This is a genomic window from Brevundimonas sp. Root1423 (assembly GCF_001426805.1).
Map to the genome: position 1 here is coordinate 1 of NZ_LMFL01000045.1, position 22,091 is coordinate 22,091.

Annotated in this window: 20 protein-coding genes and 4 pseudogenes; 5 read left to right on the forward strand and 19 right to left on the reverse strand. The window is 68.5% G+C overall.

Going from position 1 to position 22,091, the window contains the following annotated elements; genetic code table 11:
- The 3 genes and pseudogenes from smpB (ASD25_RS21580) to dapA form a co-directional block, all read right to left on the reverse strand.
- Positions 1 to 280, reverse strand: a 280-nt coding sequence (gene smpB, locus ASD25_RS21580; protein ID WP_162252103.1) for an SsrA-binding protein, incomplete at both ends; no start/stop codon positions are given.
- A 1-nt stretch (position 281) separates the two neighbouring features.
- A pseudogene (gene smpB, locus ASD25_RS21585) lies at positions 282 to 556 on the reverse strand (SsrA-binding protein SmpB); the annotation flags it as partial.
- 20 nt (positions 557 to 576) lie between these two features.
- Positions 577 to 1,461, reverse strand: a complete 885-nt coding sequence (gene dapA, locus ASD25_RS21590) for a 4-hydroxy-tetrahydrodipicolinate synthase (RefSeq protein ID WP_056620245.1) — start codon at positions 1,459 to 1,461, stop codon at positions 577 to 579.
- Positions 1,462 to 1,513: 52 nt separating this feature from the next.
- Between dapA and ASD25_RS21595 the strand changes: the two genes are divergently transcribed.
- Complete coding sequence (locus ASD25_RS21595; RefSeq protein WP_235562832.1) at positions 1,514 to 3,616, forward strand: lytic transglycosylase domain-containing protein; 2,103 nt, start codon at positions 1,514 to 1,516, stop codon at positions 3,614 to 3,616.
- Here ASD25_RS21595 and ASD25_RS21600 read toward each other — a convergent pair.
- The 4 genes from ASD25_RS21600 to ASD25_RS21615 are packed head-to-tail and all read right to left on the reverse strand — an operon-like array spanning position 3,601 to position 6,777.
- Entirely contained in the window at positions 3,601 to 4,368 is a 768-nt protein-coding gene (locus tag ASD25_RS21600) for an ABC transporter ATP-binding protein (protein WP_056621345.1), read from the reverse strand. The genes ASD25_RS21595 and ASD25_RS21600 overlap by 16 nt on opposite strands.
- Positions 4,365 to 5,351 (reverse strand): iron ABC transporter permease, encoded by a 987-nt coding sequence (locus ASD25_RS21605; protein ID WP_082572546.1) that lies wholly within the window; start codon positions 5,349 to 5,351, stop codon positions 4,365 to 4,367. Before ASD25_RS21605 ends, ASD25_RS21600 begins: the two co-directional genes overlap by 4 nt.
- Positions 5,348 to 6,142: an ABC transporter substrate-binding protein gene (locus tag ASD25_RS21610; protein ID WP_056620250.1), complete on the reverse strand. Its 795-nt coding sequence runs from the start codon at positions 6,140 to 6,142 to the stop codon at positions 5,348 to 5,350. Before ASD25_RS21610 ends, ASD25_RS21605 begins: the two co-directional genes overlap by 4 nt.
- Positions 6,139 to 6,777 (reverse strand): TetR/AcrR family transcriptional regulator, encoded by a 639-nt coding sequence (locus tag ASD25_RS21615; protein WP_369816654.1) that lies wholly within the window; start codon positions 6,775 to 6,777, stop codon positions 6,139 to 6,141. Before ASD25_RS21615 ends, ASD25_RS21610 begins: the two co-directional genes overlap by 4 nt.
- A gap of 236 nt (positions 6,778 to 7,013) precedes the next feature.
- Between ASD25_RS21615 and ASD25_RS21620 the strand changes: the two genes are divergently transcribed.
- The 4 genes from ASD25_RS21620 (at position 7,014) to ASD25_RS21635 (ending at position 11,257) form a co-directional block, all read left to right on the forward strand.
- Positions 7,014 to 8,342 carry a glycosyltransferase family 2 protein gene (locus ASD25_RS21620; RefSeq protein ID WP_082572609.1) on the forward strand — a complete coding sequence of 443 codons (1,329 nt, stop codon included), beginning with the start codon at positions 7,014 to 7,016 and terminating at the stop codon, positions 8,340 to 8,342.
- A complete protein-coding gene (locus ASD25_RS21625) occupies positions 8,314 to 9,204 on the forward strand; it encodes a class I SAM-dependent methyltransferase (protein ID WP_056620254.1) in 891 nt (296 codons plus the stop codon). Before ASD25_RS21620 ends, ASD25_RS21625 begins: the two co-directional genes overlap by 29 nt.
- Positions 9,192 to 9,998: an RNA methyltransferase gene (locus ASD25_RS21630; protein ID WP_056620256.1), complete on the forward strand. Its 807-nt coding sequence runs from the start codon at positions 9,192 to 9,194 to the stop codon at positions 9,996 to 9,998. The genes ASD25_RS21625 and ASD25_RS21630 overlap by 13 nt, the downstream gene beginning before the upstream one ends.
- An 86-nt stretch (positions 9,999 to 10,084) precedes the next feature.
- Positions 10,085 to 11,257, forward strand: coding sequence for a S41 family peptidase (locus ASD25_RS21635; protein WP_056620259.1), 1,173 nt, complete (start codon positions 10,085 to 10,087; stop codon positions 11,255 to 11,257).
- On the opposite strand, the gene ASD25_RS21640 is transcribed toward ASD25_RS21635, so the two are convergent.
- The 12 genes and pseudogenes from ASD25_RS21640 to mce all read right to left on the reverse strand — a co-directional run bounded on the left by ASD25_RS21640 (position 11,254) and on the right by mce (position 22,089).
- Positions 11,254 to 11,607: a GFA family protein gene (locus tag ASD25_RS21640; RefSeq protein ID WP_056620263.1), complete on the reverse strand. Its 354-nt coding sequence runs from the start codon at positions 11,605 to 11,607 to the stop codon at positions 11,254 to 11,256. The genes ASD25_RS21635 and ASD25_RS21640 overlap by 4 nt on opposite strands.
- On the reverse strand, positions 11,607 to 13,775 hold a 2,169-nt coding region (dnaE, locus tag ASD25_RS32305; RefSeq protein WP_235562833.1), incomplete at its 5' end, for a DNA polymerase III subunit alpha. The genes ASD25_RS21640 and dnaE, both read right to left, overlap by 1 nt.
- A 1-nt stretch (position 13,776) precedes the next feature.
- Positions 13,777 to 14,091 (reverse strand): annotated as a pseudogene (locus tag ASD25_RS32310) (hypothetical protein); the annotation flags it as partial.
- A 1-nt stretch (position 14,092) separates the two neighbouring features.
- A pseudogene (locus ASD25_RS32315) lies at positions 14,093 to 15,258 on the reverse strand (PHP domain-containing protein); the annotation flags it as partial.
- A gap of 553 nt (positions 15,259 to 15,811) precedes the next feature.
- Entirely contained in the window at positions 15,812 to 16,363 is a 552-nt protein-coding gene (locus ASD25_RS21650) for a PepSY-like domain-containing protein (RefSeq protein ID WP_235562835.1), read from the reverse strand.
- Between the two features lie 90 nt (positions 16,364 to 16,453).
- Positions 16,454 to 17,071, reverse strand: coding sequence for a glycosyltransferase (locus ASD25_RS21655; protein WP_056620266.1), 618 nt, complete (start codon positions 17,069 to 17,071; stop codon positions 16,454 to 16,456).
- Positions 17,072 to 17,708: 637 nt separating this feature from the next.
- Entirely contained in the window at positions 17,709 to 18,410 is a 702-nt protein-coding gene (locus ASD25_RS21660) for an ABC transporter ATP-binding protein (RefSeq protein ID WP_056620268.1), read from the reverse strand.
- Complete coding sequence (locus ASD25_RS21665) at positions 18,403 to 19,659, reverse strand: lipoprotein-releasing ABC transporter permease subunit (protein ID WP_056620271.1); 1,257 nt, start codon at positions 19,657 to 19,659, stop codon at positions 18,403 to 18,405. The genes ASD25_RS21660 and ASD25_RS21665 overlap by 8 nt, the downstream gene beginning before the upstream one ends.
- A pseudogene (gene proS / locus ASD25_RS21670) lies at positions 19,656 to 20,965 on the reverse strand (proline--tRNA ligase). Before proS ends, ASD25_RS21665 begins: the two are co-directional and overlap by 4 nt.
- Before the next feature lie 89 nt (positions 20,966 to 21,054).
- Positions 21,055 to 21,393: a DUF3088 family protein gene (locus tag ASD25_RS21675; RefSeq protein WP_056620273.1), complete on the reverse strand. Its 339-nt coding sequence runs from the start codon at positions 21,391 to 21,393 to the stop codon at positions 21,055 to 21,057.
- A 10-nt stretch (positions 21,394 to 21,403) separates the two neighbouring features.
- Positions 21,404 to 21,664 carry a DUF1467 family protein gene (locus ASD25_RS21680; RefSeq protein WP_082572548.1) on the reverse strand — a complete coding sequence of 87 codons (261 nt, stop codon included), beginning with the start codon at positions 21,662 to 21,664 and terminating at the stop codon, positions 21,404 to 21,406.
- On the reverse strand, positions 21,664 to 22,089 hold the full coding sequence (gene mce / locus ASD25_RS21685; protein ID WP_056620275.1) for a methylmalonyl-CoA epimerase: 426 nt from the start codon (positions 22,087 to 22,089) through the stop codon (positions 21,664 to 21,666). The genes ASD25_RS21680 and mce overlap by 1 nt, the downstream gene beginning before the upstream one ends.
- Between the last annotated feature and the right edge of the window lie 2 nt (positions 22,090 to 22,091).

The window sequence follows — 22,091 nt, forward strand, 5'->3', positions numbered from 1 at the left end:
TCCTTCATCAGCCGGGCCTTGTCGCGCTGCCAGTCGCGCTGGGCCGTGGCCTCGCGCTTGTCGTGCAGCTTCTTGCCCTTGGCCAGGGCGATCTCGATCTTCGCCTTGCCCGCCTCGTTCAGGTACAGCTTGACCGGGATGATGGTCTGGCCGTCGCGCTGGACGGCGCCGATCAGCTTGTCGATCTGCTTGCGGTGCAGCAGCAGCTTCCGGTGCCGGCGCGGCTCGTGGTTGAAGCGGTTGGCCTGTTTGTAGGGCGGGATGTCGGCGTTCACGAGCANGCGCCGATCAGCTTGTCGATCTGCTTGCGGTGCAGCAGCAGCTTCCGGTGCCGGCGCGGCTCGTGGTTGAAGCGGTTGGCCTGTTTGTAGGGCGGGATGTCGGCGTTCACGAGCATGATCTCGCGCCCCTCCACCGCCGCATAGCTCTCGGCGATATTGGCCCGGCCGTCGCGCAGGGCCTTGATCTCGGTGCCCAGCAGCATGATGCCGGCTTCGATGAAGTCCTCGAGGAAATAGTCGAAGCGAGCCCGCCGGTTCTCGGCGATCACCTTCATCTTCGGCGCTGTCGAAGCCATCAGACCAGACCCGCATCCGCCATGGCGCGGTCGATGGCCGGCTTCACGGCCTCGGCGGTGGGAGCCAGCGGCAGACGCACCTCCTCGGTGCATAGCTGGAGGCGCGACAGGGCGTATTTGGTCGGCGACGGAGAGTTGTCGAGGAACAGGCCCTTGTGCAGACCGATCAGCCGGTCCTGCCAGTCGCGCGCGGTGGCGTAGTCGCCGGCGGCGGCGGCCTCGTGCAGGGCGACCATGCCTTCCGGGGCCACGTTGGAGGTCACCGAGATGACCCCGACGCCACCCTGCGCGTGATAGCCGAGGTAGCTGGGGTCGTCGCCCGAGATCAGGTCGAACTGGCCGCCGATATTGGCGCGCATCCAGCTGACGCGGGCGAGGTCGCCCGTCGCATCCTTGATGCCGACGACGTTCGGGTGCGCCGCAAGTCGCGCGACGGTGTCATTGGACATGTCCACGCCGGTGCGGCCGGGCACGTTGTACAGCAGGATCGGCAGCTGGACCGCGTCGGCGACGGCCTCGAAATGCAGCGCCAGACCCTCCTGCGAGGGCCGGTTGTAATAGGGGGTGACGACCAGGGCGCCGTCAGCGCCCGCGGTCTTGGCGAAGCGCGCCAGCTCGATGGTCTTGTCGGTCGCCGACGACCCCGCGCCGGCGATGACGCGGACGCGGCCGGCGGCGACGCGCACGCACAGATCGACCACGCGTTTGTGCTCGTCGAGATGCAGGGACGCGCTCTCGCCCGTCGTGCCCATGGGGACGACGCCGTGAATTCCCGCGGCGATCTGGCGTTCCAGAAGCCGGGTGAAGGCGGCTTCGTCCACCTTTCCGTCACGAAGTGGTGTGATCAGGGCGGTGATCACGCCCTTGAACAAGGGGGCGGTCATTGAGAGAGATGGTCCCCGACCGCAACCGCGACGCATGGAGTTCGGACACGTAATGATCGCTGCCAGCCTCGCGGGCGCTATCGCCCTGCTCGCCCCGCCGCTCGAGACGATGGCGCCCGATGGTCTGTTCGCCCAGGAGCGGCCGTACAGCGCGGTCGCCTCCGGGCCCGTCAGCAACCAGCCACGAACCCTCAATGATCAGGATACGGCCCTCTTCCGCCAGGGTCTGGCCGCGGCCCGGAACCGCGACGTGAGCGGCGCCCGCAACGCCGCGGCGCAGATCGGCGACCCGACCGCGCGCAAGCTGGTCGAATGGGCCCTGCTGGACACCTCTGGCGAGCAACTGCCGTACAGCGATCTGGCCGTCGCCCAAACCAGCTTCGCGGGATGGCCGCGCGCAGACAGCCGGCGCATCGCCGCCGAGAAGGCGCTGGACCTGGCGTCCCCGGGCGCCGAAGCGGTCATGAACCTGTTTTCCGCCGCTCCGCCTGTGACGGTTCAGGGCGCCATCGCCCTGGCCGACGCCATGGAGCAGCGTGGGCGACGGAATGAGGCGCAGGCTCTGATCACCGACTGGTGGCGGACGAAGTCCTTCGACGACGCGGCCCAGACCCGCATTCTCAACCGCTGGGGCGGCGCGCTGACCCAGGACGATCACGAAGCGCGGCTGAACATGCTGCTGCTGGGGCCGCACGGTCCGGCGACGCGGTCGATGGTTTCACGCGTATCTTCGGATCGTCAGGCTGTCGCCAACGCCGTCATGGCCCTCCGTAGCGCCTACAGCCCCGACGCCATCGTGGCGGGCCTGAGCCAGTCGCAGGCACGGGATCCGGCCGTCGCGCTGGAGCGGGTGCGCATCCTGCGGTCGCAGAACCGCCAGTCCGAGGCCTTCCCTCTGCTCAGCGCCCTGCCCGCCGCGCCCTCGCACACCGAGGGCCAGAACACGCTGTGGAGCGAGCGCCGCAACTACTTCCTCGACGCCCTGCAGCAGCGAAACTGGCAGGCGGCCTATGACGCCATGGCCGGTCACGGCTTCCCCTCGGGCGACCGCAAGGTGGACGCCGAGTTCTTCGCCGGCTGGGTCGCGCTGGTGAAGCTGAACGATCCGGCACGCGCCACGACCCATTTCGAAGCCCTGCGCCAGACCTCATCGACCCCGATCACCCAGGGTCGCGCGCTCTACTGGCTGGGCCGCGCCGCCGAGGCGCAAGGCTCCACCCCGGCCGCCGTCCAGTACTACCAGGCCGGTTCACGTCACATCCAGACCTTCTACGGCCAGCTGGCCGCGGAGAAGGCCGGGATGACCTCGATCACCCTGCCCGGCGATCCCGTGCCCTCCGGCGCCGATGTCGCGGCCTTTGAAGACAACCAGATCGTCCGCGCCATGCGCATCCTCGGCGAGACAGGCGAGACCAGCCTGTTCCGGGTCTTCGCCTACCAGCTCGACGACGACCTGCCCGGCGCGGCGCAACTGGCCCTGCTGATGGACATGTCGCGCAACTACGGCGAGGGCTTCACCGCCATGATGGTCGGCCGCGCCGCCAGCCAGCGCGGCTTCCTGATGCCCGAGCGCCAGTACCCCATCCGTATCCCGCCGCAGGTCGCCGGCGCGGCGCCGCTTGAGTTCACCATGGCCATCACGCGCCAGGAATCCAGCTTCGACCCGCGCGCCCGCTCCGGCGCCGACGCACGGGGCATGATGCAGTTCCTGCCGGCGACCGGCGCGGCGGTGGCCCGGCAACTGGGCATGCCCTTCTCGGCCGAGCGGCTGTGGGACCCTGACTTCAACATGACGTTGGGCAGCTATCACCTCGCCGACCTGACCGGGAATTTCGGCGGCTCGATGCTGCTGGCGACGGTCGGCTACAACGCCGGCCCCGCGCGACCGCCCCAGTGGATCGCCCGCTGCGGGGATCCACGCGCCGGAACCGTCGATCCGGTCGACTTCATCGAATGCGCGCCCTTCACTGAAACTCGCAACTACATGATGCGAGTGATGGAAAACATGCAGATTTATCGCGCTCGGCTGAATGGCGGGTCAGGCCAGCTGAGGCTGTCCGAGGACCTGCGGCGCGGCGTACCTGTCGGGGCCGCTCCGTACACCGCCTATGCGCCCGAAACGGACACGACCGCGACGCCCTATCCGGCCAACTGACGTCGGTCGGCCGCCAGCAGCGGTCCGTCGGGTCCATCGACCCAGCGGGCCGTGAGTTCGAACACGCGCGCCATCGTCTCCGGCGACAGGGCGGCCATTGGCGAGGCGTCGGCAGCGACTCCGGCCTGATGCATGACCACGACCCGGTCGGCGAACCGCGCCGCCAGTGTGAGGTCGTGCAGGCTGACCAGAACCGCCTGCCCGCGTCGGGCGCGCGCCTGGAGCCGCTCCAGCACCATCAGCTGGGCGTCGGGATCAAGGCCGGCGGTCGGTTCGTCGACCAGCAGGCCCGGCGCATCAGCGGCGAGGGCCCGGGCCAACAATACGCGAGCGCGCTCCCCGCCCGACATCTCAGCCACGCCGCGGTCTGTCAGGTGACCGGCCTCGACCTCATCGAGAGCCGCGCGGGCGGCGGCGACCGCCTTGTCCGCGGAGAGGAAGGGTGCGCCGAGGGCGGCGATCTCGATGGCGGGCAGGTTCCAGGCGATGCGGCGTTCCTGCGGCAGATAGGCGATCCGCTCAGCCCGCTTCCGGGCCGACAGCACGGCGACGTCGTCGCCCCGCAGACGGACGATTCCACCGGTCAGCGGCAGCAGGCCCGCGAAGGCCCGGATCAGGCTGGACTTGCCGGCCCCGTTGGGACCCACCACGGCCACCAGTTCGCCGGTTTCCACCTGAACGTCAGCGCCGTCCAGCACGGTTCGGGCGCCCAGACGGGCGTCAGCGTCCCACATGGTCAGAAACGCCGTCACAGCCGCCACTCCCGTGCCGCACGCCATGCGATCAGGGCGAAAAGCGGAGCGCCGACCAGGGCGGTGAAGACGCCGAGCTTCAGCTCCTGATCCGTCGGCGTCAGACGCGCCAGCAGGTCGGCTATCACCAGCATCAGCCCGCCTGCGAGAGCCGCCGGCGCCAGCAAGCGGCCAGGATCGCCACGGACGGCGCTGCGCACCAGATGCGGCGCAGCCAGACCGACGAAGCCGATCACCCCCGCAACCGCGACGGCCGCCCCGGTCGCCAGCGCGGCGGCAAGGAGGGCCAACAGTCTCAACCGGGCCATCGGCAGCCCCGAGGTGCGCGCCGTCTCCTCGCCGAGGCTCAGCATGCGGAGGCCGGGCGCGGCGAAGGCGGCAAGGACAGCGGAAATCAGCACCGGCGGCGTCACCCAGGCGACATCGATCCAGCTGCGGTTCTGCACCGAGCCCAGCAGCCAGCTCATCACCTCGGCGGTGGCGATCGGCGACGGCGACAGGTTGAAGATCAGGGCCGTGGCGGCGCCGGCGAAGCTGGACACCGCGACGCCGAACAGGATCAGCGCCTCGGGCGACCGGACCCGGGCCGAAAACAGGATCAGCAGCGTGCCCGCCAACCCTGCTCCGACGAGGGCCGAAAGCTCGACCGCGCCCGGAACCGCAGCCGCGCCCAGCACGATGGCGGCGGCCGCCCCCAGCGCCGCGACCGCCGAAACGCCCAGCACGCCCGGATCGGCCAGCGGGTTCCTCAGGAGACCCTGCATGACAGCGCCCGCAAGACCGAGCGCGGCGCCGACCATCAGCGCCGTGGCCGCGCGCGGAGCCCGAACCTGCCATAGAACCTCGCCGGGACCAGAGGTCGGATCGGCGAAGGCCTGCGCCCACTGGCGGCTGTCGAAGACGCTCTCGCCCAGCAGGACGGCGGCGATGACCGCAATCACGATCAGCAGCGCCAGGCCGACGGTCAGACGCGACGGCCTCACGCGCCGGCCTTCAGCATCGCGGCGGCGTCCGCCGCGAACCAGCCGGGGCAGGTCAGGGCCGCGGCGGGAAGCCGGGCGGCCACGCGCCCACGCGCCAGTCGCTGCAGTACGGGGTGGCGACCCGCCCCCCTCCAGTCGTCGCGCGACTGGTCGAAGAAGCCGAGCACGAACCGGGCCGGCGGGACCAGAACCATCCGCTCGATGCTGACCGGCGCGAAGAAGGGAGCCTCGGCAGCATTGGCGAAGCCCGCCGCAAACAGGATGGCGTCGATCAGCGTTCCCTTCCCGGCCGTAAATCCGCCGGGGGTCAGATATTGCGCCCGCGGTCTCGTTCCGCCATGCGCCGACGTTGCGGGCAGGGTCGCGTCCATGCGGGCGATCAGGGCCTCGCCGCGGTTCGCCGCGCCCAGGCCGATCGACACCTTGCGGATGTCGGCGCGGACGCCGTTGAAGTCGGTCGCATCGTCTATGGTCAGAACCCGCGCGCCGTCAGCCTCGAGACGCGACAACAGGCGGGGCTCGCCGCCCCAGTAGCGGACCACCACATCGGGCTGGAAGGCGATGGCCGCCTCCAGCGTCGGGCGCACGCGCCGCCGTCCGGCAGCAGCGTCCCGCATCCAGGCGTCCGGATCATCGGCCCGGGGCGACAGGGCCAGATCGGCATCGGGCGCGAGGGCGAGAACATACTGATCGGCGCACTGATCCAGCGACAGCACCCGCAGCGGACGCGCCTCGGCCCCGCCCGGCGCGACCAGGATCACACCGGACAGCGCCACGACCGCAAGCCTCATGGCTTCAGCAGACCCGCGAACAGCCCATCGAGCAGCGTTGTGACCAGGGTCTCGCGGTCGACCCAGTCGAAATAGGGCTTGGTGATCACCAGAGACACCACGCCGTGCACCCCGGCCCACAAGGCTTGAGCCGCAGTCCGCGCGTCGCCGCGCAGCTGACCGGCCGCCTCGACGGCCTCGACCGCTGTTTCAAACGACCTGAACAATTGGTGGCCCAGTTCCGTCGCCGCCGACTGGGCCCCTTCACGCAGTTCGATGGGGCGGGTCATATAGACCAGGCGGTAGGCGTTGGGGTTCTCGAAGCCGAAGGCCACATAGGCTTCCAGCATCAGCCGCAGCCGCGTCGCAGGCTCGCCGGGCCGGCTGGTCACGGCCTCGTTGGCCTCCAGCAGGGCTGAAAACGCGCGGCTGCAGATCTCGTGCAGGATCTCGCTCTTTTCCGAGAAATGCATGTAGAGCGCCGTCGACGACAGGCCGACGTCGTCCGCGATCTTGCGGATGGTGGCGCCCTCATAGCCGTGCTCGACAAAGATGCGCTCGGCCGCGGCGAGGATTTCCGCACGGCGCGCGTGGCCCTCGCCTTTCGGCTTTCTCTGCGAGCGGGGATTGAGGGTTACGGCGGTCAAAACGCGCACTCCGGACGAGCTCTACTGAATAGCGGCATTCCCCTGCCCGCGCCAACCGCCTTGCCCTCAGCGAATCACCGCGATAACCATGCGTTGTGGAGAACGACCAGAAAAACAATCTGGAGGTTCGCCGGCGCGAGACCCGGCGGTTCGGCCCGCCGTTCGATCGGAGCGCGGCGAGACGCAGCCTCGCGCCCGTCCAGAGCCTCACTCTTTGCGCACTCGTCGGCCTGGCCGGAGCGTTGATGTGGTTCGAGCCCCGACTGTTCTGGCACAGCCTTGTCGCCGCGGGCGCTTGGGGCTTTCTGGCCGTCGCCGTCTGGCGGCTCATACTGATCCTGCTCAGCGCCGTGCCTGCCCCGCCGACGCCCAAGCCTGCGGTATGGCCGCGCTATACGGTTGTGGCGGCGCTGTATCACGAGGCGGAGGTGGTGGGTCAGTTGATCGAGCGTCTGTCGCGGATCGACTATCCCGCCGACCGCCTGCAGGGCCTGCTGGTGCTTGAGGAGCACGATCACGAGACCATCGCCGCCGCCCTGGCGGGGCCCCGTCCGACCTGGCTGGAGGTCTTCATCGCCCCGCCCGGCCAGCCGCAGACCAAACCGCGGGCCCTGAACTGCGCCCTCGCCCACGCCACGGGCGATCTGCTGACCGTCTATGACGCCGAGGACGATCCCGACCCGCTGCAGCTGCGCGAGGCTGCGGCGCGGTTCGCCGCCGATCCGACCGGCCGGCTGGCCTGCCTGCAGGCCCCGCTGCGCATCCGGCGGCGAGGACGGGCGGCGGACCCCTCCCCATTCCTCGACCGCCAGTTCGCGGCGGAATACGCCAGCCTGTTCGAGACCACCCTGCCCGGCATCGCCCGTCTCGGCCTGCCCTTCCCGCTGGGCGGCACCAGCAACCACTTCCGCACCGATATTCTCAGCGCCGTGGAGGGCTGGGATGCGTGGAACGTCACCGAGGACGCCGATCTCGGCTTTCGCCTGTGGAGCCGGGGCTGGCGGCTGGGCGTCATCTCGCGGCCGACCTGGGAGACGCCGCCCGGCGGCCTCGACAACTGGCTGCCCCAGCGGACCCGCTGGCTGAAGGGCTATATGCAGACCTGGGGCGTGCACACGCGCGCGCCCTGGCGGCTGGGCTGGCGCGGCGCGGCGGCGCTGGTTCTGACGATCGGAGCCGGGCTGGTTTCCGCGGCCCTGCACGGACTGTCGCTGGCGTGGGTCGCCGCGACCGTTCTGGTGTCGCTGATGGCGGGCCTGCCGCCCGAGACGCCGGCCCTGGCCCTCGGCGTGCTGGCGCTGGGAGCCATGTCCGCGTGGCTGTCCTGCTCCATCGGCGCGCGGCGGGCCGGCGTGCCGTATCGGGCCGATGACATGATCGCCGCGCCTGCCTACTGGGCCCTGCTGAGCTTCGCCTTCGTCCATGCCGTGTGGCGGCTGATCCTTGATCCGTACGCTTGGGACAAGACCCGCCATCGGCGCGATGCGCCCGCTGAAACGCAAGACGTGCTGGACGAGACCGCGCCTCTCCGCCTATCAGCCGTGCATGCCGCCGCGCCTGAACCCGTCGCCTGAGACCCTGGTCACCCGCGCCTGGGCCGATTACGCCCTGCTGGATAGCGGCGACGGCCGCAAGCTGGAGCGCTATGGCCGGTTCACGGTTGTCCGTCCGGAGCCCCAGTGCTTCTGGTCGCCGCGCGATCCAACGGCCTTCGACGCCGCCGACGCCGTGTTCGATCCGACCGACGAGGATGAAAGCGGCCGCTGGCGGTTCGCGGGCCATCCGATCGACACCTTCCCCTTGGCCTGGCGCGACGTGCGCTTCACCAGCCGGTTCACGCCGTTCCGTCATCTGGCCTTCTTCCCCGAACAGGCCGCGAACTGGGAATGGCTGGACGGGCGGGTTCGTCAGCTGAAGAAGCCCAAGGTGCTGAACCTGTTCGGCTACACCGGGGTCGCCAGCCTGGCCTGCGCCGCGGCGGGCGCCGAAGTGACCCATGTCGACGCGTCGAAGAAGTCGGTGGCCTGGGCGCGCGAGAACGCCGAACTGTCGGGCCTGTCCGACAAGCCGATCCGCTGGATCGTCGAGGACTGCCGCAAATACGTGGCGCGCGAGGTTCGGCGCGGGTCGAAATACGACGGCATCATTCTCGATCCGCCGAAATACGGCCGCGGGCCCACCGGCGAGGTCTGGCGGCTGTTCGAGGACCTGCCGGGCCTGCTGAAGGATTGCGCGGCCCTGCTTTCGGACGATGCGTCCTTTCTGCTGCTGAACGCCTACGCCGCGCGCATCTCGGGCCTGTCGCTGTCGCACATGATGGCCGAGGCGACGGCGGACCGGGGCGGGACGATCGACTGGGGCGAACTGGCCCTGGCCGAGGACGGATCCGACGGGCGCTCGATCGGCCTGAGCTTCTTCGCGCGATGGTCGGCGTGACAGACCGCCTGATCACCTCCCTGACCAACGATACGGTCAAGGCCGTGCGCGCCCTGCACATGCGCAAGGAGCGCGAGGTGACGGGCCGTTTTCTGGCCGAAGGGCTGAAATTCATCGGCGAGGCGCTGGACCAGAACCGCGCCCCTCGCCTGCTGCTGGTCGGCGAGGACGCGCGGCCGCATCCGATCCTGGACCGCGCCCGCGAGGCCACCCGGGCGGGTGGCGGCGAGGTCGTGGTCGTCACCCACGCCATCCTCGAAAAGATCAGCCGCCGAGAAAATCCTCAGACCGTTCTGGGGGTGTTCGATCAGGTCTACACGCCCCTGTCTGCGATCCAGCCGGCCTCCGCGTCCGCCTGGGTGGCGCTGGAGCAGGTGCGCGATCCGGGCAATCTCGGCACAATCATCCGCACGGCGGATTCCGCCGGCTGCGGCGGCGTGATCCTGATCGGCGACTGCGTCGATCCCTATTCGGTCGAGGCCGTGCGGGCGACGATGGGCTCGGTCTTCGCCGTGGCGATCGCCCGGGCGACGCCGGCGGAGTTCCTCGCGTGGCGGCAGAGCTGGCCGGGCAGCGTCATCGGCACCCGGCTGGACGCGACCCACGGCTATCGCGACGCGGCGATCCAGCATCCAGCCCTGATCCTGATGGGCAATGAGCAGGCCGGGCTGACTGACGCCCTGGCCGCCGCCTGCGACGTCAACGTCAAGATCCCCATGCGCGGCCGGGCCGACAGCCTGAACCTGGCCGTGGCCACCGGGATCATGGTCTATGCGGTGACGGACGCAGCCTGAAAGCGGCGGAGATGACGCGGGATTCACTTGCCGGATCGTCGTGCGCGGGCGAGCGTCGACCCGCCCCCGTCGCCAAGGCTTCCTCGATGCGCGCTGTTTTGTTGCTGTTGTTCGCCGCCGCCTGCGCGTTGCCGGGCGCTGTTTCGGCGCAGGGTACGGAACCTGACGCCGCCGCCTACCGACAGGACGCCCTCTCGATCGAGCCCCTGATCAACAGCCAGTACGCCTATCTCGACCGCTTTTCCGACGGCGCCATGCCAATGAGCCCGGTTCTTCGCGCCGAGGCGGAGGCGGTATCGGACCGACGCAGCCTGTTGCGCTACGCCGAACACGCGGTGGCCGCCCTCGCCGATCATCACGCCATCACTGGCGGCTCATTCGCCGACAGTTGGGGCCTTGTCCCCAGCTATTCGGATCTGTGGGTCGAGCCGGAGGGCGACACATGGCGCATCACGGCCGTTCGCGATGGCTCTCCGGCGGCCCTTGCCGGCGTCCATCCCGGTGACGCGCTCAAAGCTATCGGAGACCTGCCGACCGGCCGCGCCGTCGCCGGTTTCTGGTCCGGGCTTGGCCTTCAGGTGGATGTCGAACGCGCTGGATACGCCGCCCGCGTTCTGGCCGCCGGCCGTCGGGATCGTCCGCGCGATCTGACCATCCGCGGGCGCGACGGTGCCGAGCGGCGGCTGAGCCTGGCCAACCTCTACGCCCTCCGGCCTGACCGCCCGCCCGTGACGGTCAGCGAAGACAGCGGCGACCTGATGATCCGCTTCAACGACTCGCTGGGCGACAGCGAGACGGTCGCCGCCTTCGACGCGGCCATGGCCGGCGCCCGTCCGGGGCAGCGTGTGGTGCTGGATCTGACCGACACGCCCGGCGGCGGAAACACTGTCGTGGCGCGCGCGGTCATGGGGTGGTTTGTCGATGGGCCGGCGGCCTACCAGATCCACAAACTGCCAGCCGAAGAGCGGGAAACGGGCGTGCCGAGGCAGTGGGTCGAACAGGTCCTGCCCCGACCCGGAAAGCGCCACCAAGGGGCCGTGGTGGTTCGAGTGGGCCGGTGGACGGGAAGCATGGGCGAGGGTCTGGCGATCGGAATGGATGCGCTGGGGGCCCAGGTCTCGGGCGGGTCGATGGCCGGCCTGCGGGGCGCAGTTTACGACCATCGGCTGGCGAACTCTGGTCTGGTCATCAAGCTGCCGACGGAACGGCTGTACGCCGTCGACGGAACGCCGCGTGAAGACTTCGCGCCCCGCCCCTAGAAGCTGCGGCCGTCGACGCGCTGGGCGATCCAGCTGAAGGGTTCGATATCGGTCAGGGTGCGGATGTTGACGGCCACCATCGGGCCGTGTGGCCCCGCGCCCCTCGCGAAGGACTGGACCCCGCAGGTGTCGCAGAACAGGTGGCGGATCTTGTGGTTGTTGAACAGATATTCGGTCTGCGGACCGTCCGCCGTCATCCGGAAGGCCTCCGGCGAAACGAAGTTCAGCACCAGCCCCTTGCGGTAGCAGTGCGAGCAGTTGCACTCGATCAGACCTTCCAGATCGGTGTCGACCTCATAGGCGACGGCGCCGCAACGGCACGATCCGGTGTGGGTTTTGACGTCAGCCATCACGCATCCTCCAGAAGCACCACCCCGGGCGCCGATTTGAGCGCGCCGCGCAGGGCGCCGTCCAGCCGGTAGCGGCCCGGCAGCTTGAGCTCGACCTCGCGGCGGCCGTCCAGCGAGGCGATCAGCGAGACCTCGCCGCCCTTGCCCGGCGATTTCGCCTTTTCAAGGCGGCTGCGCAGAGCCTCTGCGTCGGCGGATCTGGCCGAGACGTGGATGCGCAGACCCATGGCGCCGTCGTCGATCAGGTCGTCCAGCCGTGAGGCGTCGTCGCCGAAGAAACGCACCTCGCCGTCGGCCGACTTGGCCCGCACCCGGACCATGATCGAGGCCCCGACCTCCAGCACCTCGCGGCATTTGCGCAGCTGTTCGGGCGGGAACAGGCATTCGAACTCGCCTGTCGGATCGGAGAAGGTGACGAAGGCGAATTTCTCGCCGGACTTGGCGCTGGCCCGCTCCTGACGGCGGCGCACGACCCCGGCCATCTGGAAGGCCTCGTGGCCGCTTTCGGCCAGGGCGGTCGCCTCTGCGACGAAGGTGACGCGCTTGCGCTTCAGGGCGGGCGCCATGTCCTCCAGCGGGTGGCCCGACAGGTAGAAGCCGACGGCGGCCAGTTCCTGGTCCAGCTTCTCGGGCCCGACCCAGGGTTCGACCGGCTTCAGACGCGGGCGGGCGGCGCCGGCCTGATCGCCGCCGAACAGGGAGACCTGCGACGAGGCGCGCTCGGCGGCGACGCTCTGGCAATAGGCCATCAGGGTGTCGGCCTGTTCGAACAGCTGGCGGCGGTTCGAGTGGAAGCTGTCGAAGGCGCCGGCGCGGGCGAGATTTTCCAGCGCCCGCTTGTTGACGCTGCGGGGATCGACGCGTTCGAGGAAGTCGAAGATGTCGGTGAAGCGCCCGCCGGTTTCGCGCACCTCGACCAGATGCTTCATCGCCTCCAGCCCGACGTTGCGGATAGCGCCGAGGGCATAGAGGACCGAGCCGGTCCCCTCGTCCCAGGCGACGTCGAAATCGGCCGACGAACGGTTCACGTCCGGCGACTTCACCGGGACTTCGAAACGCCGACAATCCTGATAGAAGACAGCCAGTTTGTCGGTGTTGCTAAGATCGAGCGACATGGACGCGGCCATGAATTCGACCGGATGGGTCGCCTTCAGCCAGCCCGTCTGGAAGCTGATCAGCGCATAGGCGGCGGCGTGCGACTTGTTGAAGCCGTAGCCGGCGAACTTGGCTACCAGATCGAAGATGCCGCCCGACTGTTCCTCGGAAACGCCCTTTTCCGACGCGCCCGCGATGAAGCGCGCGCGCTGGAAGTCCATCTCCTCCTTCTTCTTCTTGCCCATGGCGCGGCGAAGAAGGTCGGCCTCGCCGAGGGAGTAGCCCGCCAGGACCTGGGCGATCTTCATCACCTGCTCCTGGTAGATGATGACGCCATAGGTCTCGGTCAGCACCTCGGTCAGGGAGGGGTGCAGATAGTCCACCTGCTGTCGGCCGAATTTGCGGTCAATGTAGGTGTCGATCATCTCCATCGGCCCGGGCCGGTAGAGGGAGATCAGGGCTGTGATCTCCTCGATGGAGCCACAGCGCATCTTGCGCAGGGTGTCGCGCATGCCCTGGGATTCCAGCTGGAACACCCCGACGGTCTGGCCCGAGGCCATCAGCTCATAGGTCTTGGGGTCGTCCAGCGGCAGGCCGTTCCAGTCGGGCGCGGCGCCGCGCCGTTCCAGATACTGGCGCGCGCGGTCCAGCACGGTCAGGGTCTTCAGGCCGAGGAAGTCGAACTTCACCAGACCTGCGGCCTCAACCCATTTCATGTTGAACTGGCTGGCCGGGATGGTCGAGCGCGGGTCCTGATACAGCGGCGCCAGTTCGATCAGGGGCCGGTCGCCAATCACGATGCCGGCGGCGTGGGTCGAGGCGTTGCGGTACAGCCCCTCCAGCTCCAGCGCCGTCTCCAGCAGGGTCGCCACGGCCTTGTCGTTGTCGCGGGCCTCGCGCAGGCGCGGCTCGATCTCGATGGCCTGGGCCAGGGTCACGGGGTTGGCCGGGTTGGCCGGCACCATCTTGGCGAGGCGGTCGACCTGGCCCAGCGGCATCTGCAGCACCCGGCCGACGTCGCGCAGCACGGCCCGCGCCTGAAGCGTGCCGAAGGTGATGATCTGGGCCACCCGNCGGTCGACCTGGCCCAGCGGCATCTGCAGCACCCGGCCGACGTCGCGCAGCACGGCCCGCGCCTGAAGCGTGCCGAAGGTGATGATCTGGGCCACCCGGTCCTTGCCGTAGCGGTCCTGGACGTAGTCGATCACCTCTTCSCGCCGCTCYTGGCAGAAGTCGATGTCGAAGTCGGGCATGGAGACGCGTTCGGGGTTCAGGAACCGCTCGAACAGCAGGCCGAAGCGCAGCGGGTCCAGATCGGTGATGGTCAGGGCCCAGGCGACCAGCGAACCGGCGCCCGAACCCCGGCCCGGACCCACGGGGATGCCGTGGNAGGCCGAAGCGCAGCGGGTCCAGATCGGTGATGGTCAGGGCCCAGGCGACCAGCGAACCGGCGCCCGAACCCCGGCCCGGACCCACGGGGATGCCGTGGCTCTTGGCCCATTTGATGAAGTCCGACACGATCAGGAAATAGCCGGGGAACCCCATCTGCTGGATGATGCCGACCTCCCATTCGAGGCGGGTCCAGTATTCCTCCTCGGGCGCGGCGGGGGTGACTTCCAGCAGGCGCGCCTTCAGCCCCTCACGGGCCTGATGCATCAGTTCGTCGGGTTCGGTGCGGCCCGCGCCGGCGTCGAAGCGCGGCAGGATGGGCGCACGGGTCGGCGCCATGAAGGCGCAACGGCGGGCGATCTCGATCGTCGTGTCGCAGGCCTCGGGCAGGTCGGCGAACAGCTCGCGCATGGCCGCGGCTGGCTTGAACCAGTGCTGGCCGGTGATGCGGCGACGGTCTTCCTGACCGGTGAAGGCGCCGTCCGCGATGCACAGCAGGGCGTCGTGCGAGCGCGCCTGCGCCGCCTTCGCGTAGTGGACGTCGTTGGTCGCGACCAAGGGTGCGTCGTTGGCCCAGGCCCATTCGACCAGACCGCGCTCGGCCTGACCTTCGCTGGGCAGGCCGTGGCGCTGGAGCTCGACATAGAAGCGGTCGCCGAAGACGCGCGCCATCTCGGCGAGGGCCGCGGCGGCCTCGTCCGGCCGGGACTGGACGAACAGGGGGTCGACAGGACCGTCGGGCCCGCCCGACAGCAGGATCAGCCCTTCGGACCTTTCCGCCACCATGGTCCAGGGCACGCTGGGCTCATCCGTCGAGCCGGCGTCAAGGAAGGCCGAGGACGACAGGGCGCTGAGGTTCAGCCAGCCCGCCTCGTTCTGGACCAGAAGGACCACTGTCGGGACCTTGGCCCAGCGCTCGTTGATCTTGCCGCCGATGCCCGTGACGGGAAGCGCGCAGGCGATGAGCGGCTGAACCCCGGCGCCCTTGGCCGCTTCGCTGAATTCCAGCGCGCCGAACAGATTGGCCCGGTCGGCGACGCCCACCGCGGGCATGCCTGCATCGGCCGCGAGCGTGGGGACCTTCCCCGCCTTGATCGCGCCCTCCAGCAGTGAGTAGGCCGACCGGACGCGCAGGTGGATGAAGCCCTGATCCCCTGCCCCGCTCACCGTCCGACGTCTCCGTTCATGGTTCGATCAGACCCCGACTCGCGGATGGCTCAAAGCGTCCGTGTCCGCGAAAATTCGTGCGACAGTTTCGGACAGTTCGCCCGGGAAACGCCCGCCGTCAGGCGACCGGCGCCGCGAGCGCGACCTGCCAGCACATCCAGACGAAACCACCGCACGAAGCAAGCGACAGCATATCCCTCATCCAACGCGCCATGATCTTGTCCCCAGATTGCGTGTTCTGTATCTGTTCTATGTTCTTGTTGCGTTCCGGTCAAGGGCATTTGAGGTGAACAGACTCATCCCGCCCTGTAGGGTGTGTTGAACGCCACCCACCATCCGCCCATTCCGGCGGCAGGCGTCGCAGGAGAGCGGTCATGGCCAAGGGTCAGGTACGCAGCAACAAGGAAACCCGGAAACCGAAGGCCGAGAAGCCCAAGCCGGCTGTGTCCGTCGGGAGTTCGCCGTTCACGACTCCGCCCGGGAAGAAATAGCGGACCCATATAACCGCTCATCCCCGCCCTCGCGGGATGAGCGGTTACAGGAATGGCTGCGCCTAGTGCGGCCAGACCTCCTTCAGCACCTCGGCCTGACCGTCGCGGACGCGCACTTCCAGCGCCGGAGTCGCGGGTTGACCCTCCGCGAACAGTTCGTAGATCACGGAGCCGTCGTCTGCCTGGGTGCTTTCGATCACGCGGACGGGCGTGAAACCGGCGCGGGCGCCTTCGACGGCTTCCCTGACGCGCCCCGGGACCTTGTTCCAGGGAAGGTCGCGCTGGACCTCCACAACCTTCCAGCCCGAGGGCGTCTCGAGCAGGTCGAGCTCGATGTCGGAGCCGTCGGCCATCCGGCCCTCGACGTCGTAATAGCGCCTGCCCTCCCGCTCCTTCAGCTCGGCTTCCGAGATGATCATGCCGGGCCGCGCGGTCAGGACGACGGCGCGCACAGCGCCCGGCAGGTCCGGGCCGGCGGTAGGCGTGATCGTCGTTGCAGGGGCCGCCGCAGCTGCTGGCGCAGACGCCGTCGGGGCCTGCGGCCCGGTCCGCTCGCAGGCGGCCAAGCTGATGACACCGGTAGCAACGGCGAAGATGGACAGGGCTCGCGTCATGGCGGCCTCCCGATTTGGCAATGACCACAGTCTAGGCCCGGGAGACCCGCCTGCAAGCCGGGTTTACCCTGGTGCGGTCGACCGTGGGGCTTATGCCGGGACGCAGGCTCTGGCCGCCTCGAAAATGATGGGAAGTCGGGCGTCCCATGTGTGATCGGCCGCCGCCTTTGCCTTGCCGCGCTGGATCATGGGGAAGGCCTGATCCGGATTGTCGAGCAGACCGCGGAGGCGCTCGAAGCCGGCGGGCAGGTCGGTCCAGCGGAACATGGCGATGTCCTTGCCGTCCTCGAACACCTGTTCGTAGTACCGGCTGACGTCGGTGAAGGGCAGCGCGCCTGACAGCAGAATTGTGAAGGGGCGTTCGTGGGAGCCGGCGCCGAAATTGCCGTTGTTGTTCAGGACCACCCTGCTCTGCCGCATCAGCTCGACGACCTTCGGCATCGGCTGGGGCCCCAGATACGTAACGTTTTTGAAGCGGTAGAGCTGGTTCTCCCAGTCCTCGCCGCAGATGGTGACGGGCAGGCCGGTCTTGGCCAGCGCCTTGATGAAGTTGAATCGCCGCGTTGTGCGCACGACCGTGTCGAGGAGGCGGCAGGTGGTGCGGACGTTGATCTGGGCCGGATCCGAAAGGTCGATGCCGATCTCGGCGAGCAGGCCGTCGAGGATTTCATGAGGCGGCGCCCACTCCATGGCCAGGGCCTTCTCCACCGCCCTGTCGAACAGCCTCCGCGTCGCCGGCGGCGCGTTTCTCCAGAGGATATCGGGCCGATGGCAGGTCCCGGACCACAGCAGAGGAATGGGTCGGGCCGCATAGGCCTCCAGTTCCGCATCGTCCGGCGCGGGATCGCAGGCCGCGGGATGAGGAAAGAACCGGACCGTGGGATGGCGGTCGGGCCGTAGATGGCGCGCACGCCCTCGATCTGTGTCGGATCGACCATGAGCAGCGCCGTCTCGGGCGCCGTCCTTTCCAGACGTTCGACGTGATTGAAGACGTAGTCGGTGTGCCAGAGAACATGCGGCGCGCCGAACAGCTGGGCGATGGTGCGCTGATCCCGCCGGTCGCGATATTCGCCCAGTATGTTGATTGTGAAGACGAGGTCGGGTCGTAGACGGGCAGCCAGCCTTTCGACCCGGTCCACAAGATTGGCCCCGTCCATCAGGTCGTCGACGACGACCTCATGGCCGGCGCGGCGCATCGCCTCGGCCGCCAGGTCTGCGAACGTGCGGGTTCCCTCGTACTGGGATTGCCCCTTGATGATCAGGATCAGCATGATCCCGAAGGGTCACATGCGTCACCGGGGGGCGCGGTCCGTCCTGCGACGAACTTTCGGCTAACTGGGCGGCCCTAGTAGGCGTGGCTCTCGGCCGGGCGCTCTTCCAGATGACCGTCCTTCAGGGCGAAGACGCGGTCCATGTGACCGGCCAGCTCCATGTTGTGGGTGGCGATAAGGGCGGCGACGCCGGTCTTCTTGACCAGATCGTGCAGGGCTTCGAACACCGTCTGGCTGGTGGCAGGGTCGAGGTTGCCGGTCGGCTCGTCGGCCAGCAACAGGCGCGGACGGTTGGCGAGGGCGCGGGCCACGGCGACGCGCTGCTGCTCCCCGCCTGACATCTGGGCCGGCTGGTGGGTCAGGCGTTCGCCGAGACCCAGGGCGGTCAGAACTTCGCTCGCCCGCTCCCGCGCCTGGGTCTGGCCGACGCCGGCGATGCGCAATGGCAGGGCGACATTGTCGCGCGCGTCGAACTCGGCCAGCAGATGGTGGAACTGGTAGACGAAACCGATCTTCGCCAGCCGGATGTGGGTGCGCGCCCGCTCGTCGAGGCCGCCGACATCCTCGCCGTCGATGCGGATCTCGCCCGAGGTCGGGCGCTCCAGCAGACCGGCTGCATGCAGCAGGGACGACTTGCCCGAGCCGGACGGGCCGATCAGGCCGACGACCTCGCCGGGCCGCACGTCCAGATCGACGCCCCTGAGCACGGTCAGACCGCCGGACGCCGTTTCGTAGGTGCGGCTCAGGCCGCGGACGGAGAGGACGGGGTTACTCATACCGAAGCGCCTCGACCGGATCCATTTTCGCCGCGCGCCACGAGGGCAGCAGGCTGGCGACGCAGCTCATGAACAGGGACCAGACGGCCACCCAGAAGACGTCGCCCGGATCGACGAGGGCCGGGACGGCGTCCAGCATATAGACGTCTGCGTTGAACAGCTGGACGCCCAGCAGCGCCTCGAGGAAATGCTGGATGGCGCCGATGTTCAGACAGAAGACGAGTCCGAGGAACAGGCCGGTGGCCGTGCCCGCCACGCCGATAGCGGCCCCCGCGACGAAGAAGACGCGCAGCATCGACATCTGGCTGGCCCCGACGGTGCGCAGGATGGCGACGTCGCGGGTCTTGTTCTTCACCAGCATGACGATGCCGGAGATGATGTTCAGGGCCGCGATGGCGACGACGAGGCCGAGGATGATGCTCATGGCCACGCGTTCGACCTTCAACGCGCCCCAGAAGGCGGCGAGACGGTCGCGCCAGTCGCTGGTCAGGGCGTTGGGTCCGGTGGCGGCGCGGACTGCGGGATAGAGGTCGGCGACGCGGTCGGGCTGGTCGACCTTCATTTCGATGACGTCCCAGACACCCTCCTTGCCGAAGAAGAGCTGGGCCTGCTCCAGCGGCATGAAGATGAAGGCGCGGTCGAAGTCGGCCGTGCCCGAGGTGAAGACGCCGCCGATGCGGTAGACCTTCTCCAGCCCGCCCAGATTGCCGAAGGCGCTATCGGCGCCGGTCGGGGAATACAGGGTGATGGGATCGCCGACCCGCAGGCCCATGCCATCGGCCAATGCCTTGCCGATGATGATGTTGTCGCCGCCGTATGCGCCCTGGCCGAAGGTGCGCTTCGCCTCGGCCGAAAGGCTGTCGTAGACATAGGACATGGAGTCCAGGTCCTGCGGGCGGATGCCGCGAACGACCGCTCCGGTCGTCTGGCCGGCGGCGCGGACGAGGCTCTGGTTCTCGGTGACGGGCGAGACGCTGACCACGCCGGGCACACGGCCGATGCGGGTCACAGCGGCCTCGCGGTTCGGGTCGTTCAGGATCTGCCCTTGGACCCGGAAGCCGGCCATGATGCTCATCACCACGATCAGGGCCATGACCGCGAGCGAGATTGCGACGTAGGAGATGATGGCGATCAGGGCGATGCCGCCCTCTTTCCGCCGGGCGCGCAGATAGCGCAGCGCCAGCTCGATCTCCCAGGCCGAGAACGGGCCCGCCGGTCTGGTCGGTTTCGCCGCCGCGACGTCCGTCATCCGCGCACCTTGGCCAGAGCTTCGTCCAGCGGCACGGACAGCTTCTCGCCGGTGGCGCGGCGTTTCAGCTCGACCACGCCGTCCGCCAGACCCTTGGGCCCGATGGTCAGCTGCCACGGAATGCCGATCAGGTCGGCGGTGGCGAATTTGCCGCCCGGGCGCTCGTCGGTGTCGTCGTAGAGGACGTCCTTGCCAAGCGTCTCCAGCTTGGCGACGGCCTCCTCGCAGGCGGCGCAGACGGCCTCGTCATTGGCGCGCAGGTTGATGACCACCACATCGAACGGGGCGACGGAGTCGGGCCAGATGATGCCGCTCTCGTCGTGGCTGGCCTCGATGATGGCGCCCAGCAGGCGGGACACGCCCACGCCGTAGCTGCCCATATGGACCTCGGTGTCCTTGCCGTCGGGCCCGGCGACTTTCGCCTTCATCGGCGCCGAGTATTTGGTGCCGAAATAGAAGATGTGGCCGACCTCGATGCCGCGGGCGGTCAGGCGGTCAGCCTCGGCCGTCTGGCTCTCGAACTGGCCGGCGTCGTGCATTTCCTCGGTCGCGGCGTACATCGAGATGCGCTCGTCGACGATGGCCTGCAGGTCGTCCCAGTCGACGTCCATGCCGGGGGCCGGCATCTCGACCAGCTTGCGGTCGCAGAAGACCTGGCTTTCGCCGGTGTCGGCCAGGACGATGAACTCGTGGCTAAGGTCGCCGCCGATGGGGCCGGTGTCAGCGCGCATCGGCACGGCCTTCAGGCCCATGCGGGCGAAGGTGTTCAGATAGGCATGCGGTTATAGGCCTTGCGGGCCGAGGCCTCGTCGATGTCGAACGAATAGGCGTCCTTCATCAGGAATTCGCGGCCGCGCATGACGCCGAAGCGCGGGCGGCGCTCGTCGCGGAACTTCCACTGGATGTGGAAGAGGTTCAGCGGCAGGGATTTGTAGCTCTTCACGAAGCCGCGGAAGATGTCGGTGATCATCTCCTCATTGGTCGGTCCGTACAGAAGCTCGCGCTCGTGCCGGTCGGTGATGCGCAGCATCTCTGGGCCGTAGGCATCGTAGCGGCCGCTCTCGCGCCACAGGTCGGCCAGTTGCAGGGTGGGCATCAGCAGTTCAACGGCCCCTGCCCGCTCCTGCTCTTCGCGCACGATCTGCTCGACCTTGTTCAGCACCCGCAGGCCCAGCGGCAGCCAGGCGTAGATGCCGGCGGCCTCCTGTTTGATCATCCCGGCGCGCAGCATCAGCTGGTGCGAGACGATCTGGGCGTCCGAGGGCGCCTCCTTGAGCGTGGGCAGGAAATAGCGCGACAGGCGCATGGGCAGAATCCGGGACAGAAGGTGAAGCACCGCTTTAGCCGCTCGGACGGGGCGAAAGCTAGGCGGTCGTCACAAACGCGCGGAATGGATCAGGGATGCGGCAGACCAATACCGTAGCGCGCGGCCAGATACGGGATGATCGCCTGATCCTGCAGGAAGCGTTTGCCGGTCGTTTCGCTGGTCTTCGCTTCGGGCCAGTCGAAGGTTTCGTCGAGGATGAGGATCGGGCAGCTCTGGTGGTCCTCGCCGACCTGTTCGATCACAGCCGGGCGCGGGCGCGGGAAATCGAGGCGCGTGATGTCGAGCTGCGTCGTCAGGTCGGGATAGAAGGCCAGAACGCCCTCGACGACCGAACCGGCCGGGCAGAACCACGGTCCACCGTCGTCGTCGGTCCAGTGCGGGTTGATGAGGAACAGGCGGTCGGTCATCAGGCGATCCTCAGACGGGCGGAGCCAGGTCCGGCAGCGGCATCCAGCCGATGAAGACCAGGAACATCACCAGCGCCCAGACGAGGGCCGCGACCCAGGTCGTGGTGATGAATTTGCGCTTCAGGTCAGGCTTCTCGGGCGCACCCCATTGGGCGCCATCGGTCGGGACGTCGTGCCGTTCCTTCGACGTCCCCAGCGGCAGGACGGCGAACAACACGGTCCACCAGCAGACGAGGTAGATGGCGAACATGGTGATCGGGCCAATGGGCATCAGTGCGCTCCGTCCTTGGGCGTTTCCATCAGTTCGACCAGCACCCCGCCCATGTCCTTGGGATGGACGAAGATGATCGGCGTGCCGTGGGCGCCGATGCGCGGTTCGCCCGTGCCGAGAATGGTCGCCCCTTTCGCCCGCAGGGCGTCGCGAGCGGCGAGGATGTCCTCGACCTCGAAACAAACGTGGTGCTGTCCGCCCTTGGGGTTCTTGGCGAGGAAGCCGTGGATCGGACTGTCGTCGCCCAGCGGCTCGATCAGCTCGATCTGGCTGTTGGGCAGGTCGACGAAACAGACGCGTACCCCCTGCGCCGGCAGGTCGAACGGCTCATGCGCCTTCGTGGCGCCCAGCATGTCGCGGTACAGGGCGACGCTGGCCTCGATCGAGGGAGTGGCGACGCCGACGTGATTGAGTCTTCCGATCATCC

Excerpts from the sequence above, each read along its gene's own strand:
- dapA (WP_056620245.1), bottom strand. The coding sequence starts at position 1,461 with ATGACCGCCCCCTTGTTCAAGGGCGTGATCACCGCCCTGATCACACCA.
- ASD25_RS21595 (WP_235562832.1), top strand. The coding sequence starts at position 1,514 with ATGATCGCTGCCAGCCTCGCGGGCGCTATCGCCCTGCTCGCCCCGCCG.
- ASD25_RS21610 (WP_056620250.1), bottom strand. The coding sequence starts at position 6,142 with ATGAGGCTTGCGGTCGTGGCGCTGTCCGGTGTGATCCTGGTCGCGCCG.
- ASD25_RS21620 (WP_082572609.1), top strand. The coding sequence starts at position 7,014 with ATGTGGTTCGAGCCCCGACTGTTCTGGCACAGCCTTGTCGCCGCGGGC.
- ASD25_RS21625 (WP_056620254.1), top strand. The coding sequence starts at position 8,314 with ATGCCGCCGCGCCTGAACCCGTCGCCTGAGACCCTGGTCACCCGCGCC.
- ASD25_RS21630 (WP_056620256.1), top strand. The coding sequence starts at position 9,192 with ATGGTCGGCGTGACAGACCGCCTGATCACCTCCCTGACCAACGATACG.
- ASD25_RS21635 (WP_056620259.1), top strand. The coding sequence starts at position 10,085 with ATGCGCGCTGTTTTGTTGCTGTTGTTCGCCGCCGCCTGCGCGTTGCCG.
- ASD25_RS21640 (WP_056620263.1), bottom strand. The coding sequence starts at position 11,607 with ATGGCTGACGTCAAAACCCACACCGGATCGTGCCGTTGCGGCGCCGTC.
- ASD25_RS21650 (WP_235562835.1), bottom strand. The coding sequence starts at position 16,363 with ATGACGCGAGCCCTGTCCATCTTCGCCGTTGCTACCGGTGTCATCAGC.
- ASD25_RS21660 (WP_056620268.1), bottom strand. The coding sequence starts at position 18,410 with ATGAGTAACCCCGTCCTCTCCGTCCGCGGCCTGAGCCGCACCTACGAA.
- ASD25_RS21665 (WP_056620271.1), bottom strand. The coding sequence starts at position 19,659 with ATGACGGACGTCGCGGCGGCGAAACCGACCAGACCGGCGGGCCCGTTC.
- ASD25_RS21675 (WP_056620273.1), bottom strand. The coding sequence starts at position 21,393 with ATGACCGACCGCCTGTTCCTCATCAACCCGCACTGGACCGACGACGAC.
- ASD25_RS21680 (WP_082572548.1), bottom strand. The coding sequence starts at position 21,664 with ATGCCCATTGGCCCGATCACCATGTTCGCCATCTACCTCGTCTGCTGG.
- mce (WP_056620275.1), bottom strand. The coding sequence starts at position 22,089 with ATGATCGGAAGACTCAATCACGTCGGCGTCGCCACTCCCTCGATCGAG.